Source organism: Phormidium yuhuli AB48, from assembly GCF_023983615.1.
Lineage (GTDB): Bacteria > Cyanobacteriota > Cyanobacteriia > Cyanobacteriales > Geitlerinemataceae > Sodalinema > Sodalinema yuhuli.
Genome location: NZ_CP098611.1, coordinates 1,106,543 through 1,122,547, shown reverse-complemented (window position 1 = coordinate 1,122,547; position 16,005 = coordinate 1,106,543). Strand labels below are relative to the sequence as shown.

General features: G+C 52.8%; 11 protein-coding genes. 2 read left to right on the top strand and 9 right to left on the bottom strand.

Annotated elements, in window-relative coordinates:
* Positions 1-100 precede the first annotated feature (100 nt).
* Complete coding sequence (gene psb32, locus NEA10_RS04800) at positions 101-838, bottom strand: photosystem II repair protein Psb32 (protein WP_252664126.1); 738 nt, start codon at positions 836-838, stop codon at positions 101-103.
* Positions 839-997: 159 nt separating this feature from the next.
* Here psb32 and serS point away from each other — a divergent pair, with 159 nt between their 5' ends.
* Complete coding sequence (serS, locus tag NEA10_RS04795; RefSeq protein ID WP_252664125.1) at positions 998-2,278, top strand: serine--tRNA ligase; 1,281 nt, start codon at positions 998-1,000, stop codon at positions 2,276-2,278.
* 70 nt (positions 2,279-2,348) lie between these two features.
* Here serS and NEA10_RS04790 read toward each other — a convergent pair whose 3' ends face one another.
* Complete coding sequence (locus tag NEA10_RS04790) at positions 2,349-3,938, bottom strand: MBL fold metallo-hydrolase (RefSeq protein ID WP_252664124.1); 1,590 nt, start codon at positions 3,936-3,938, stop codon at positions 2,349-2,351.
* Positions 3,939-4,199: 261 nt separating this feature from the next.
* On the opposite strand from NEA10_RS04790, the gene NEA10_RS04785 reads away from it, so the two are divergent.
* On the top strand, positions 4,200-5,738 hold the full coding sequence (locus NEA10_RS04785; protein ID WP_252664123.1) for an efflux RND transporter periplasmic adaptor subunit: 1,539 nt from the start codon (positions 4,200-4,202) through the stop codon (positions 5,736-5,738).
* 105 nt (positions 5,739-5,843) lie between these two features.
* On the opposite strand, the gene NEA10_RS04780 is transcribed toward NEA10_RS04785, so the two are convergent.
* The 7 genes from NEA10_RS04780 to NEA10_RS04750 all read right to left on the bottom strand — a co-directional run bounded on the left by NEA10_RS04780 (position 5,844) and on the right by NEA10_RS04750 (position 15,987).
* On the bottom strand, positions 5,844-7,562 hold the full coding sequence (locus NEA10_RS04780; RefSeq protein WP_252664122.1) for a DUF262 domain-containing protein: 1,719 nt from the start codon (positions 7,560-7,562) through the stop codon (positions 5,844-5,846).
* A gap of 119 nt (positions 7,563-7,681) precedes the next feature.
* Entirely contained in the window at positions 7,682-8,530 is an 849-nt protein-coding gene (fghA, locus tag NEA10_RS04775) for an S-formylglutathione hydrolase (RefSeq protein WP_252664121.1), read from the bottom strand.
* Positions 8,527-9,642, bottom strand: a complete 1,116-nt coding sequence (locus NEA10_RS04770; RefSeq protein WP_252664120.1) for an S-(hydroxymethyl)glutathione dehydrogenase/class III alcohol dehydrogenase — start codon at positions 9,640-9,642, stop codon at positions 8,527-8,529. The genes fghA and NEA10_RS04770 overlap by 4 nt, the downstream gene beginning before the upstream one ends.
* A 186-nt stretch (positions 9,643-9,828) precedes the next feature.
* Complete coding sequence (locus NEA10_RS04765; RefSeq protein WP_252664119.1) at positions 9,829-12,201, bottom strand: calcium-binding protein; 2,373 nt, start codon at positions 12,199-12,201, stop codon at positions 9,829-9,831.
* A gap of 93 nt (positions 12,202-12,294) precedes the next feature.
* Positions 12,295-13,107: a sulfotransferase family protein gene (locus NEA10_RS04760; protein ID WP_252664118.1), complete on the bottom strand. Its 813-nt coding sequence runs from the start codon at positions 13,105-13,107 to the stop codon at positions 12,295-12,297.
* Positions 13,108-13,515: 408 nt separating this feature from the next.
* A complete protein-coding gene (locus NEA10_RS04755) occupies positions 13,516-14,826 on the bottom strand; it encodes a DUF3754 domain-containing protein (protein ID WP_252664117.1) in 1,311 nt (436 codons plus the stop codon).
* 81 nt (positions 14,827-14,907) lie between these two features.
* Positions 14,908-15,987 (bottom strand): ATP-dependent 6-phosphofructokinase, encoded by a 1,080-nt coding sequence (locus tag NEA10_RS04750; RefSeq protein WP_252664116.1) that lies wholly within the window; start codon positions 15,985-15,987, stop codon positions 14,908-14,910.
* Between the last annotated feature and the right edge of the window lie 18 nt (positions 15,988-16,005).

Here is a 16,005-nt window from a genome sequence, read left to right as displayed (position 1 = left end):
CAATCCTATAAAGCGCTCCCTATTTCTTTAAAAATGTGCATCTGAGGGCAAACTGTATCTCAGTACGACCCCAAGATGCACAGAAAGAACTCAAGATAGGTTAGGAATAGAGAGCATAGTAGGTCACCATGGGAATGACTGTTGCTGCAATCAACAGCACAATCACAAAGGTGGTGGCATCACTCCGTTTTTCGGCAGTTTCTTCAGCGGTGGCAAAAGTTCCTTCAACTTGTACCTCTTTCACCTTCAATTCCGGTGCGCCCGGATCTCCTTGGCCCGAGAGAACCGCCACCAAACGGTCTTTCGCGTCGATGAAGGCTTCGTTATACTTATCCCCCTCAATTAGAGGATAGAGAACCGTCTCCTGAGCGACACTCTCGGCAATGTCTGGGGTGAGTTTGTCGGAAAGTCCCTCACCGACGCGGATTCCGGCGTTATTGGTGACCACATCTAGGGAGATGAGCACCTGATTGGCTTGCTCCTCGGGATTGGGAAACCATTTCTCAAAGAGTTTATCGGTGAAACTCTGGATGGTTTCCCCATAGTCAATGTGGCGAACCGTCACAAAACGCACCTCGGCCCCCGTTTGGGCGCGGAGTTCTTCCAGGGCCTTGCCAATTTGGAGTTCATTAATGCGGCTGATGCTGTTCCCTTCATCGAGAATCCAGGTATCTTCCCCGGGGGAGACGAAAGGCATATTATAGACGCTCACCGCTAGGGCTGGGGAGGGACAGAGCCAAAGGGCGATCGCCCCTAGCAGGGCCAAAACCCCAACCCGAATCCCTCCGAAGGTGCGATCGCCCCCAGAGCGTTGAGAAAATTGTGATTGTATTGTCATCGGTTTATTATCAAAAAATGGCATCATTCCTCTAGGATACAAAGCGATCGCCCATCTGGTTGTCCTTGTTTAGAATGTTCTCAGGTCTGGGAACATGGCAAAATACAGGTCTGGGAGATTGTTCCCTCTGTTGCTAACCTCTATCCGTAACCGTCCACTGTGCTAGATATCAAACTCATTCGAGACAACCCTCAAGCCGTCCGAGAACAACTCGCCCGGCGGGGGGATACCTATGATGTAACCCCGATTGAAGCCCTCGATCGCCAACGACGGGAACTGGAAACCGAGCGATCGCAGCTTCAGGCTCGCAGCAACGAAATTGGTAAGGCGATCGGACAAAAAATGAAGTCCGGGGCTGATGTGGACAGTGACGAGATCCAACAGCTTAAAGCCGAAGGAAATCAACTCAAACAACAACTCGGGGAACTCGAACCCCGGGAAAAGGAGATTAGCAGTCAACTCCAGGCTCGACTTCTCTCCCTCCCCAACCTCCCCAGTTCCAGCACCCCCGATGGGAAAGACGAAACCGAGAACGTAGAAGTTCGACGCTGGGGATATGAACACAAACCCAAGTCTGACAAACTCCTCTCCCATATTGACTTAGCCGAAGAGATGGGGATTATTGTCAGCGATCGCGCCGTCAAAGTAGCCCAAAGCCGTTTTGTCGCCCTGATGGGAGCCGGAGCTGCCCTGGAACGGGCCCTGATTAGCTTTATGCTAGACCAACAAATCGCAGCCGGCTACACAGAAGTGATGCCCCCGGTTTTAATTAACAGTCGTTCCCTAGAAGCCACCGGCCAACTCCCCAAATTTGCCGAAGAGAGTTTCAAATGTCAAGACGACGATCTCTGGCTCTCCCCTACGGCGGAAGTTCCCCTCACCAATCTTTACCGAGATGACATCCTCAACGCCGAGGATCTCCCCATCCACCATTGTGCGTATACCCCCTGTTTCCGGCGCGAAGCTGGGAGTTATGGCAAAGATACCCGAGGCTTAATCCGGCTACACCAGTTCAATAAAGTAGAACTCGTCAAACTCGTGCATCCAGAACAGTCGGAGGCGGAACATCAGAAACTGGTAGAAAACGCCGAAGCCATCCTGCAGGCCCTAAAACTCCCCTATCGCGTCATTGAACTCTGTACCGGGGATCTCGGCTTCAGCGCCAACAAATGCTATGACTTAGAAGTCTGGCTCCCCTCCGCTGGAACCTATCGAGAAATTTCCAGTTGTTCAAATTGTGGCGAGTTCCAAGCACGACGGGGTAACATCCGCTTCAAGGAGAAAGGCAAAAAAGGCACCCAATACGTCCATACTCTCAACGGTTCCGGGTTAGCGATCGGCCGCACCATGGCCGCCATTCTAGAAAACTATCAACTCGCCGACAAAACCGTTCAAGTCCCCGAAGCCTTACAACCCTATCTCAAACGAGACGTCCTGTAACCCATTCTCCCTCTCTTTCCCCTCCTTTCCTCTGTGTCCTCTGTGACTCCGTGGTTCTCCCCCTTCCCCCCTAAAGCGGTTCAAACACCGAGCAGGTTCCATCCGCCGTTACCTTAAAACCATAGAGGGGGGAGTCTGGATTAAAACATTGCTGGGCGCGATAGTAGGCACAATTGGCACAACAGGGGAGACTGGGGGGAATTTGTAGGGCCCGTTCTCGCCCCAGGAGTTCCCGTTGGGAGATGCCTCGTAACACTAACTCATCCCCTTGCCAGCGGGTTTCCACGAGGCCCGTATCGGCGAAGTTGTGCCAACGGGAGTCTTGACTGAGGGCTTTGTCGAGATGGAAGATGACTCGTTTTCCATCTTCGCTGACTTCTCCTTGGTAGCGGGAGTCAGGGAGTTCAGTGGGGGGCCGTTTATCCCGTAGGGGCAATTGCACCAGTTTTCCGGCGGCGGGACAGTGGATTTGATAGCGGTTGCAGAGTTCTTCGAGGTTGGCTAAGTCGGCGAGGTAGTTGGGGGAGCCGTGGACGAAGATAATATGTTGGGGACGCAGGTTATGGATGAGTTGACTGGTTCCTGAGCGATCGCAGTGGGAACTTAGTAGATAGGTATCTAGGTGAATTTGAGGAGCGTCATCGAGGCCGTCATCGGGGCCGGGATGGCCGGGATGAAGGGGATAAAGAATCAGCCAGGAGCGGTTGTCATTGGCACAGAAGCGTTGCCAATCACTCTCGATATCCGTGAGGAGGATGGTGGGAACGTCACCCAAATGGGTATCTGGGTTGAGGCGACGCATTCTGGGGCGGATGCGATCGTCCCAGAAAAGGGGTTGATGGCGGGCGAAGTTTTGGACGGCCGTGGGAAGATGGGGCAGCAGTTCCAGGTAGCGATCGCACCCGGCGGCCAGGGAAGCATCCACCCACAAGTCAATGTTGCGCCCAGTAAAATGATGGTGCGATCGCAGTAACATCAGCAGTTCCTGCCCCAATCCCAACCGAGGAACTGGCATGAGAATGAGATGATTATCTGCCAGAGCGCGATTGATGCGTTCGGCTAGTTCGTTTTCCTGAGTCCGTCGTCGAGGATAACGAGCCGTTCCGTAACTCCCTTCAACAATTAAAACATCGGGATGCCAGTTGCGGACTTCTTCCAGGGGCAGGCCATCGGCCAGGCGGGAGTTAGAGAGGAGAAAGTCCCCCGTATAGACAGCACAATAGGGGCGATCGCCCCCATCATAGGTCAGACGCACCAGGGACGCTCCCGGAAGATGGCCCGCCGGGAACAGTTCCAGCCATAGGTGCGGGGCGATTTCCACGGCTGTCCGCCAGGGTAAGGCTTGGCAGATTTCCGGAATCTCGCCCAGATGCAGCCAGTTCAGGGGCAACAGTTGAGCCGTTACCTCACTGGCATAGATGGGAAGATGGGGATACGCCTGACGCAGAGCCAACAATCCCCGAGCATGGTCCCCGTGAGCATGACTAGAGATGACACAATCAATTTGGGGTGCGCCATGATGGAGATCGCCCAACAGAGGTGATAAATCCCGAATGCCACAGTCGAGCAGCACCTGATAGGGGCCAATTCGCAGTTGCAAACATAGGCCCTCCTGGGCATGACCTACACCGTAGGCTAGACATTCAAGCTGAAGGCTCACTGATGGCTCTAGACAGTCCTTGAAAGATATCCCCCTATGCTAACAAGTTGTACTCGTTGCTACTAGATGACTCCCACAGATTGTTACGAATTGATAAATTTCAGATGTAATATTGACAAAAAAACAAAAATGTGCATCAAAAGTCATTCAAGGGAATGAACAGTTAGAATATAAGCAAAGTCCCTCCTCCTCCCTCTCTTCTCCCTCTCTCCTCCGTGTCCTCTGTGCCTCCGTGGTTCCCCTCTCCCTCTTGCCTCTCCCATGGAACTTCCCCTCTCCAACAGATTCAAACATCCCGGCCGCTGGCTTATCGGAGCCACTGCGGCAATTCTTTTAGGAACCGCAGCCGTAGCCGGAATCACCAGTCGTCGTTCCAACTCCCGAGTTAGCCTTGATGAACTCACCGTGGCCGTTGAACCGGCGGATGTCACCGTACGCATCGAAGCCACTGGGGAGGTGCAACCGGTGCAACGAGTCAATCTTAGCCCGAAAACCCAAGGACGATTAGAACGGCTTTATGTCGAACAAGGGGATGAAGTCAGCCAGGGGGAGATTGTGGCGGAGATGGAGAATCAGGAACTCTTGAGTCAGTTGGATCAGGCTCAAGCTCGTCTGGAGCGCGCTCGGGCCCGGTTAGAAGAAGCGGAAACTGGGGCCCGGCCCGAGGAAATCGATCGCGCTCGGGGAGCGGTGCGTCAGGCGGAGGCTCGTTTGGCGGGTGCGCAAGCCAATTTAGCTCAATTGCGGGCGGGAAATCGTCCTGAAGATATTGCGGAGGCGGAAGCGGCGGTGAATCGAGCACAATCGACGATTCGCGAGGCAGAATCTCGTCTGATGCTGGCTCAGGGGGAGTTGCGACGTCATGAACAGTTGTATCAGGATGGGGCCATTTCTCGTCAGGAACTCGATCGCCGTGAGGATGAACTGCGTCGGGCCCAGGCGGCGGTTGAACAGGCTCAGTCGGCCCGAGTTGAGGCCCAGCGACGTGAGGAGCGTATTCGCGGTGGGAGCCGTCGGGAGGAAGTTGAGCGGGCCGAGGCGGAGGTGGCTTCGGCTGAGACGGATGTGTCTCAGGCTCAATCTCAGTTAGATGAGTTGTTGCGGGGAACTCGTCGGGAAACGATTGCTCAAGCTCGGGCCGATGTGATGGAGGCGGAGGCCCAGGTGCGTTTTGCGGGGATTCAGTTGGAGGATACTCGGGTTCGCGCTCCCTTTTCTGGGATTATTACTCAACGCTATGCGGATGAGGGGGCGTTTGTGACTCCGGCGACGTCGGCTTCGACGGTGAGTTCGGCGACTTCGACGTCGGTGGTGGCGTTGGCGCGAGGGTTGGAGGTGTTGGCGAAGGTTCCTGAGGCGGATATTAATCAGATTCAAGCGGGCCAGGTGGTGGAGATTGTGGCGGATGCGTTCCCGGATGAGGTGTTTCAGGGAGAGGTGCGCTTGATTGCGCCTGAGGCGATTGTGGAGCGGGATGTGACGCTGTTTCAGGTGCGTTTGGATATTGTGACGGGGTTGGAGCAGTTACGCTCGGGGATGAATGTGGATTTGACGTTTTTGGGCGATCGCCTCCCCAATGCGTTAGTCTTACCGACGGTGGCAATCGTGACTCGTCAAGGGGAGGCGGGGGTTTTGGTTCCTGATGAGGAGGGCCGTCCTCAGTTTCAGTCGGTGACGTTGGGCCCAACTCTGGGGAATCGGATTCAGGTGTTGGCCGGTTTGGAGGATGGCGATCGCGTTTTCTTGGAGTTACCCCGAGGGGAGAATTTGGATGAGATTTTGCAACGTCATGAGTCTTAATTGGGGTTAATCATTCCTTGTAGGGGCGAACGGCTGTTCGCCCTCCTCGCTATCGGATGTGTGGCCAGCCTATCAAAACATGGTATAATATGATTTATGACAATTTTAAGGAAACTCAAATCGCCAAATTCCGGCGGCGATATTGGCTAATTGTCGTTGGCGAGATTCAATTTTTTGTCCATTCCACTCATCATACTGTTCCGCGATCGCCTGGGTGATTCCAAAGCGACTTTCAGCATAGATATCTCGTTTCACAGGATAGCCTTGATTGCCAACTTGACGGTTGAGAGACGCTTCTAATAGGGTAAGATTTCCTAAGCGATATCGCAATTGCTCCTGTTGGGAGTCGTCAAGATCATCCCAGTCAGCTCCAGGATGTTCTGGCAGGATATGCTCTAGGGTATAACTGGCACTTTCTAGGTCAAATTCTCGTCCATAGTTTTGTTTTTCAATGTTAAACAAAATATAGCGAACAATCTGTTTGTTTTGACGTTGAAATGTGGGAAAGCATTTGTTAATAAATGCCGCTTTGAAGGGTTTATCTTCAGGGGTGAGCGATCGCAATTCCCGAAAGACATCAGATGAGGGTTTCAGGGTTCCTTCATGAATCCTCCGGGCGATGTTATTATAGCGTCGTTCTTGGTCATAATTGGGTAATCCACAAATTACGCTATAACGAAAAGAAATGACTGAAATTGCCTTTAAAATTCTTGTAAAAACGGGGCGATCGCTCTCAAAAAAACGCTCATAACAGGCAATTAAAAAAGATAGACTTTGACGAGTTTCAAACAGCCTTAATGCTTGTAAACTGCGTTTCTCGGATGCTGTCCAGTTAACATCCTGGACATCTTGGAGAGCCGTATAAATTTCAGCACATCTATCTAATGACCGCAAGAGTGCAAATCCTTGTTCTCGGGTCGTAATCTGACGTTTGAGGGTTTTAAACAAGTCTCGTTTGCGAACTAAAGGATATTGGCGATTCCAAAAAATACGCAAAAACTCGGGAAAACTCTCCTGGCCTAAAAGACCGACAATTCTCTCCCAAAACAGTTCTAACGACTCCACCTCAAGGGGGTGGCGATCGCCCTGACTCAAGAGTGAAAACAAATAGTTTTTTAGTAAATCTGTAGAAGAAAGACGAACTCCACGAGCATTGAGAGTTTCAAAGACCTTAAACGCATTCAACTCATCCGTCACCGTAATCACGGTAAACACCAGCTTGTCCACCCAAACATCGACAAATTTGGCAATCTCCTGACCCCTATCTTCCCCCAGTCCCTGACGTTCCTGAAGACGGTCTTTGAACCCAAAAAATGCCTTGCGTAGCTGACGTTCTGACCCATTCAAGCCCCGATTTGGAATCCGATCTAAGGGAACTAAATAGGTTTGATAAAAGCGATTACTATGGCGATTGAGTTGTAGTTTGGGGTACGAGAGAAGACTCACCGGGTCCACATCACCAATATAACTATTTTGTAATTGTTGTTGGCGGCGTTGATTCCTCTGACTATCGATGTCGGCGGTAATTAAATCCTGTAAAAGAGACAACCCTGCCAAAATCAGAAGACTGAGGGTCGTTATCCGTTGTTGACCATCAATAATGGTAAAATGTTTATAATCCGAAGATTGCAGGACAAGATAGCCCATATAATGAGCCGTTTCTCCCTCCTCCTCAAATAAGGTATTGATATCCTGCCAAATATCCTCCCACTCATCCTCTCCCCAGGCGTAATCCCGTTGAAACGGGGGAACTTGGTAGGTGACTCCGTTACCCAAAAGTTGGCGAAACGTCATGGTTTGGGTATCAAAGTTAAGGCGTGTCATGGCGAACCATTAGATTTTTTAAGAAGTTACGCAAAATCCCCTCCTGGGAGGGGTAGGGGTGGGTTATCCCTACTGCCTACTGCCTACTGCCTACTGCCTATTGCCTATTGCCTTCTCCATCAAAAACAATCTAACGCCTCAGCATGATGGCGTAAATGGTCTTCCATGAAACTGGCAATAAAATAGTAACTATGGTCATACCCCGGTTGCCGCCGTAAGCGGAGGTCAACCCCAGCCTGCTGACAAGCGGCCTCGAAGCGTTCCGGTAACAATTGACCCTCCCCGAGAAAGGAATCCGCTTCCCCTTGGTCAATCAAAATCGGACCCTCCCAGGCAGAAGTTTTCACCAACTCACTGGCATCATACCCTAACCAAGTTTGGCGATTCTCCCCTAAATAGCCGCGAAATGCGGTTTCTCCCCAGGGACAAGACATGGGGGCCGCAATGGGGGCAAATGCTGATACCGATTGATAGCGAGACGGATGACGCAAGGCACAAACCAGGGCCCCATGACCCCCCATCGAATGACCGAAAATACTCTGACGAGTGGCATCCACCGGGAAATTCTCGGCAATTAGGGCCGGGAGTTCCTCGGTGATATAGGAATACATTTGATAATGCTTGGCCCAGGGAGATTCCGTTGCATCGACGTAGAAGCTGGCCCCACTCCCGAAGTCCCAACGGTCGTCTTCTCCCGCAAGTCCCAAATTACGGGGACTGGTATCTGGGGCCACCAACAGCAATCCATACTCGGCGGCGAACCGTTGGGCCCCGGCTTTGCTGATAAAGTTCTCCTCGGTACAGGTTAACCCCGATAACCAATAGAGAATGGGAACTCGATATTGGGCCGCTTGGGGAGGGAGATAGAGGGAAAACCGCATCGGGGCCTGACAGCATTGGGAGAAATGCTGGTAAAACTGGGTACTCCCGCCAAAGGAACGACGGTCTTGGCTGAGGGTTAGAGTCATGATTCGGGGAAGGTGACAACGGTACGAATGGCCTCCCCGGCGTGCATCAGGTCGAAGGCTTCGTTGATGCGGTTGATGGGGATGATGTTGGTGACGAGACTGTCGATGTCGATTTTGCCGTCCATGTACCAATCGACAATTTTGGGGACATCTCGGCGACCTTTGGCCCCCCCAAAGGCCGTTCCTCGCCAAACTCGACCGGTCACCAGTTGGAAGGGACGGGTACTGATTTCTTGGCCGGCCCCGGCGACGCCGATAATTACCGATTCTCCCCAGCCTTTATGGCAGCATTCGAGGGCCTGACGCATCACTTTGACGCTGCCGATACATTCAAAGCTATAGTCGGCCCCGCCGTCGGTGAGGTCGATAATGGCGGCTACTACGTCGTCGACGTCGTTGGGGTTGATGAAATGGGTCATGCCAAATGTCTCGGCTAGGGACCGTTTGGCGGGGTTGAGGTCGACGCCGATGATTTGGTTGGCCCCGACGAGACGGGCCCCCTGAATGACGTTGAGGCCAATTCCCCCTAAGCCGAAGACGACAACATTGGAACCGGGTTCGACTTTGGCGGTGTTGATGACGGCCCCGACTCCGGTGGTGACGCCGCAACCGATGAGACAGACTTTGTCGAGGGGTGCGTCATCTCGGATTTTGGCGACGGCGATTTCCGGGAGAACGGTGACGTTGGCGAAGGTGGAGGTTCCCATGTAGTGATGGATTTTTTCGCCGTTGAGGGAGAAACGACTGGTTCCATCAGGCATGACGCCTTGGCCTTGGGTGCTACGAATGGCTTGACAGAGGTTGGTTTTGCCGCTGAGACAGTATTTGCATTGGCGACATTCGGGGGTGTAGAGGGGAATGACGCGATCGCCCACCTTAAGACTTTTTACTTCATCGCCTACGTCCACGACAACCCCGGCCCCTTCATGACCCAAGATGGCGGGAAAGAGTCCTTCGGGGTCATCGCCGGAGAGGGTATAGGCATCGGTATGACAAACTCCAGTGGCTTTGATTTCTACCATGACTTCTCCGGCTTTGGGACCGTCGAGTTGCACGGTTTCTAGGCTTAGGGGTTCGCCGGCTTTCCAGGCCACGGCGGCTTGTACGTCCATAATGGGTTATTTCGCAATCCAGAACCGAGTTGATTTTAGCGAAGAACTGGCTCTGGATAGGTTAATTTTTTTGGCGATTGGGGCTTGACAAATTGCACCAAAAATGCCACAAGATGTCAGCCCCTCCACCTCAATCTCGGCGAAAGATGTCGGTGAGCAAAAACATCACGATAAAGGACGAGACTCCTACCAGTTCAGGGTGATAAAATTGGCGGGAGAGTTCAGTTGCTCCTGGCTCACCTCCGGTAACACCGCTAGGGTTTTCCCGCCGACGGCTAACAGCAGTTGCTCATCGAGTTGAGTGAACTCCAAGACTTCAAATGTTAGACCATGAGAGAGTCCAATGCGGTCGGCTCCCACCTGAAAGTCGGTGATGAGATTTTCTCCACCATCGTCTCGCAAGACAAAGATGTTATTGCCACCGCCTCCGGTGAGGGTGTCATCGCCGAGGTCTCCTGAGAGCAGGTTATCTCCAGGTCCGCCAATGAGAATATCATTGCCCTGACCGCCGAATAGGGTGTCATTGCCCTCACCAGCCTGGAGAATGTCATTACCCTGATTGCCGAACATGAGGTTATCTCCCCGTTCGCCAAAGAGGACATCATCTCCGTCATCTCCCACTAGGATATCGTTGCCCCCACCGCCATAGATCGTGTCGTTATCCTGGCCGCCAAAGATGGTGTCGTCACAATCGCCGCCGCGAATGAGGTCATCTCCTGTGTTGCCAAATATGAGGTTACGACCCCCGACGGCGGTGATAATTTTGGCTCCCTCGCCGCCGATGATGGTGTCGTCCCCCTGGGTTCCAAAGACCTCTGGACCGAACAGGAACAAGGAATCTCCAGTCCGACCGAAGATTAATTGTCCGGGACCGGGTTCGCAGGAGACTTCTGGGGTGGGAGTTGGGTCGGGTTCGGGTTCGGGTTCGGGTTCGGGAGTGGGAGTGGGAGTTGGGGTTGCTATGGGAGTTGGGGTGGGTGTGGGAGTTGGGGTGGGAATTGGTGTGGGGGGGGGTGCAATTCCTGTATCCGGTGGAATGCCATCAACCAGGATGCCTGTGGTATCGCCGATATTAGTTAAGGTTCGGTTAGCCGTGAAGCCATCGTCATTTTGAATGCTGGCACCGGCAGGTAAGACTAAAGCCGTGCCAACCTCGATGCCATCGGTATCCTCATTGCCCTCAACAACAGTGTAACGGAAAGTGTGGGTGGTAGAAGGTGACCCATTATTATCCACTAGGGTGGCATTCACCACACCTCCTGTGTCTAGGGTAATGGGCAAGGAGACCGCACCGGTGATAGTCACCGCCGCTGAGAAGGTGACGGTAAATTCGAGTTCATCTCCGATACCGTAGGTTTGGTTCGGTGGTAGGGTGACACCGGTGATGACAGTTTCGGCAATTGTTGTTCCGAAAATATCATTATTATCTTGGTCTTCGCCGACCCCATCTGCGGGTGCAGTCCCGTCGGCGTTGGCTGCACTGTTAGAGGTGAAGATAACGTTGCGGAGTTGTACGCTTGGCAACTCGGTAGGCATTCCTTGGTTGTTACCGTTCGTGTTAGTGGTGGACTTCATGGCGAAGATAGCACCGCCGAGTCCCTGACCTGGGTTAGCCCCTGTTCCACCTTCGGTGCTGTTATTACTGAAGCTGGTATCGACAATGCTCAGGCGGCCACTGCGAATGAAAATGGCACCACCGAATCCCGCGCCGCCGCCGCCCGCGCCGCCGCCGCCGAAGCCGCCGCCAAAGCCGCTGCCGCCGCCGCCGCCAAAGCTGCCGCCGCTGCCGCCGCCGCCGCCCACGGCGGCGGCGCCGCCGCCCCTGCCGCCGCCGCCGCCAAAGCCGCCCTCGGCGCCAAAGCCGCCCTCGGCGGCGCCGCCGCCGCCAAAGCCGCCCTCGCCGCCGAAGCCGACGCCGCCATAGCCGCCGCCGCCGCCGAAGCCGCCGCCGCTATAGCCAGGCTGAGCCAAGCCGCCGCCGCCGCCATACTCACCCAAGCCGCCATAGCCGCCATCATTGCCGGTTGAACCACCAAACAACCCGCCACCGCCATAGCCGCCAGCATTACCAAACATCCCGGCACCGCCATAGCTATAGCTCGGTCCAGTTACAGCACTATTCCCACCCTGGGCAAGGTTGTTGGTAAACTGAGCATTCTCAATCGTGACCGTCCCATCATAAATGAACAGGGCACCCCCCATCCCGGCACCCCCGCCGCCCCCGAAAGTACTGCCACCCAAGGCTTTACCGTTGGTGAGAGTCAAGTTGTTGAGGTTGACCGTTCCTGACTTGACAAACAGGGGGCGAAACCTCTCATCCCCGTCACCACCACTAATGGTGCGTGTCTCTATTTCCGTGGTATCCGGGTCATTCCCGGTAATGGTGATGTCGCTGTTAATCAACCGCTTCATCACATCGGTAATGGTCACATTGGTTTCTAGGACAATTGTGGCAGGGTTATCTTGGTCTTGGTTCGCCTTAAAGATTGCCCAGCTTAGGGTTCCTTCTGTATCGCCTAAACCATTATCTGTGGCTTGATTAACTCGAAAAACTGCCATAACTTTGAACTCGGATAAACGACTCAACGCAACACCCAATGGCTAAACCTAGAAAAACTCTGAAGACCCTGTGACGGTTAGGTTTCTTCATACTTACTGTCCCGGACCTAAGAGTCCCGGATAGAACAACTCGTAAAACCAGCGATAAGAGGTTTGCAGTTCCACTTGCATCCGAGAGGAAATCGGATGTTTCCCTGGGGGCTGAATTTGGGGATAGGTTTGATGGAGATATTTGAAGCGGTAATAACTATCGGCTTCTGAGGGTCGCACCGTGAGGTTTTGGGGGTCAATCTTCACCGGTTCTAGGTTCAACCAGGTGAATAAGTCCCCCATGACTTCCAGGGGTTGGCTCATCAAATGCTCGAAAACGACGAAAAATAACCGTTCTTGCTGCTCTGGAGTTCTCTCCTGTAGCCCCTGAATCGCTCCCAGAGGACCGCCAACGACTCCTTGAGGGGCAAACAGCCGCTCACAGCGTTGGTAAGGGGTGAGATTGGCTAAATCATCGGGAAAGTCTAGGAGAAGCGTCTTCTGGTGTTGCTGTTCAATCGACCCATAAATTTGCCCCAGTTCCCTGACACAAACCACCAGGCGACAGTTGGGGTCTAGGTGTAGGGCTAAATCCAGGGAATTCAGCCAACCTCGATTTTTATCAACCACCCAGTTTTTCTCGGTTTCGGCAAACCAACCGTTGATAAATCCCCGATAGGCATTCAACAGCCGTTGATAGACGGGTTCAAAGTGATGGTCGAGTTGGGAGAGCAAAAACTCGTTATCACTGAGGTGGCGTTGCAGGGTTCTCAGTCCACTGAGTAAGGGGGAACTGTGACCGGGACTATAAATGGCTGGATGTTCTCCCAGAAGTTGGCAGGTTAGGGTTGAACCAGACCGGGGTAATCCGGTCACGTAAATGATGTTTTTATTGAGAACTGACCTTGAGGGTGGCATCAGCCCAGTCTAAGAAAATGTACGCAGGCTCCGACATCTTAGCCGAGGAGTCTCGGATTTGCCAACAGCTGCGCCAAAAAGTCTTTGAGATTCCCCCAAGTTAGGGGATTGAGGTGATGGAGAGTTCGGTTGGGGGTCTGAGGGTTAAGTTTTGTCAAGCCAGGGGTTCGAGATGAGACGGTGGAAATGAGGGTTGGGGCTTGACAAATTGCACAAAAAATGCCACAAGATATGGAGTGGGAGTCGGAGAACCCACCCCAACCCCTCCCAGGAGGGGAACCCACCCCAACCCCTCCCAGGAGGGGAACCCACCCCAACCCCTCCCAGGAGGGGAACCCAATTGTAGGGGCGAAAGATTTTTCGCCCCTACAGGGAATTGGCATAATCAAAGATACGGTCCCAAACCCAGTCGATAATCTGTTGCGCTTCCTCCAGGGGAACCACCTGACAATGACCGTCCTCATCATAACTCAGGAGAGGCTTATTCTCAGGCCCACCTCGGAGGGTTTCTAAACTCCGTAGAGGGGTTTTGATGTCAAAATCCAGTTGAATGCCGAAATGAGAGTCCAGCCATTGTTCGATTTCATCGTCGAGTTGGTCAGGAGTTAGGGGTTTGGGGTGGGTGAGAAGATGGTAATAGACTAAGATAACTTCCTTACATTCTTCGTCTTGGGCAGCATTGATTAAACTACTAAACACACTGGCGTTAGTGGCGATGTTGCGGAAAAACAGGGTATCGGTGACTTTCTTCTGAAATTTGATGCGTTTGTTTTGATACTGGCTATATTGTTTGAAAGCTAATCCCCCTAAAGCCATGGTGAGAGAAGCCACGGCGAGTAAGACGGGAAGCAAATTCTGGACGTCTTCTTCGTCGGCTTGTAGTTCGTCAATGTCTGGGGGACCAATGGTGAGAAATAGGATGACGCTAACGACCAGCAAGAGTTGGGGAAGCACTCTTAAGATGGCGGGAATGGCGGCCCCAATGGCGGGAATGCCAAATAAGAGTTGGTCTTTTAGGGTCATGCTGGTCTGCACGTTGGGAAATAAGAGTTCTAAGTCGGATTTGGGGACGTTTTTATACAGATACACATACATTTTTCCGGGAATGAACTTCATCTCATCGAGGTCGATGTTACGCTGTTCAAAGTGTTTGGGACCTTTGTAGCGAATTAAGACCACAACTCGCTGCAAAATGTCCAGTTCCCGTTCTTCAGTCCAGAAGACCCATTTCTTGAGTTTGACGGTTTCAAAGATATCGCCTCGGTAGAAACAGAGAAAACGGTCGAAGTCCTGAAAATCAACGTTGGTTTTTAAGTCAACAAGGGGTTTTTCGTTGAGGGCCTGTTGCAGCATCTCATCGGAGAGTTCGATGTAATTGGCCCCTTTGAGAACTTGGCGAAATTTCTCGACCACTCGCTCGTCCATGGCTTCAAGTTCGGCGGCGGTGGGTTCGGAAATGGCGTGGGTGTCTCGGTCAGGATTGAAGGCCGCGTAGTTGTCGAGAATTTCTCTGGCGTAATGGTGAAACTTGACGTGATAGTAGTTGGAGAGAAGATGTGCGAAGTCTTGGAAGGTTTGCTGGTCGTCTGGGGGAAGTTCTCCGTCTTGCAGACAGAGTTGAATGAGGTCATTGAAACGGTAGGGGATGAAGGCTTCTCGGTCGTCGTACACAGCCATGGTGTCTGGGAGAGTTTGGGTTAATCGTCTCGGAGACACAGAGGGCCTTGAGGGATGACGTTCTCTGTGTCTTGTTGAGGGTTAGTCGCCTAAACAAATCCCTAAGCCGCGTGCTGTTTTGACCAGGGTTCCTTCTGGGTCAACCACTCGATAGGTTTTGATGGCTTCGCTGATGGGAACGGTGATAACTTCCCGATTTTGCCAGGTTACCATAACGTCGTACTCCTCCCGGGCGATCGCCTCGACGGCCGCAACCCCAAAGGCGGAGGCCAATAAACGGTCATGGGGAGAGGAGATTCCACCCCGCTGGACATGGCCTAAGACGGTGACGCGGCTTTCGGCACCGGTGGCTTCGCCAATTTTGTCGGAGAGGTATTGACCAATTCCCCCAAAACGACATTGACCGAATTGTTCCATTTTGGTCATGTTTTCCCCGGCTTCGGTACAGACGGCTTCGGAGACAATGACCAGGGTGTAGTGTTGACCCCGTTTTTGTCGCTCTTGGATGGCGTTGCAGATGTTTTCCAGTTTATAGTTAATTTCGGGAATTAAAATGACATCGGCCCCACCCGCAATTCCGGCGTTTAAGGCAATATGACCGGCGTCTCGTCCCATGACTTCTAAGATGATGACCCGGTTGTGACTGGCGGCGGTGAAATGAAGTCGGTCTAAGGCTTCGGTGGCGATGGTGACGGCGGTGTCGAAGCCAATCGACCGTTCGGTGATGCCAACGTCATTGTCGATGGTTTTGGGAATGCCGATAAAGTTGAATTTTCCTTGTTTGGCGAGACGGTGCAAGATGGCTAAACTGCCATCGCCGCCAATGCCAATCAGAACGTCAAGCCCCAGTTTATAATAGCCGTTGATGATGTCTTGGCTGCGATCGCCCACGGTTCCATCGGGAAATTTAAAGGCGAAGGGATTACCTTTATTGGTGGTTCCTAAGATGGTTCCCCCTCGGGTGAGAATGGGGTCAACGTTGGCGACGGTCAAAGGGATGGCGTTGGGGGGGTCGGCCATTAACCCATTGGTGGCTTGGCAAATGCCTAAAACCTCCCAACCCTGTTGATTGGCACAGCGAACCACGCCGCGAATGGCCGCATTTAAGCCGGCACAGTCCCCGCCACTGGTTAATATACCAATTCGTTTGTGTTTGTTCACAGAAGGTTGTCCTCAGGG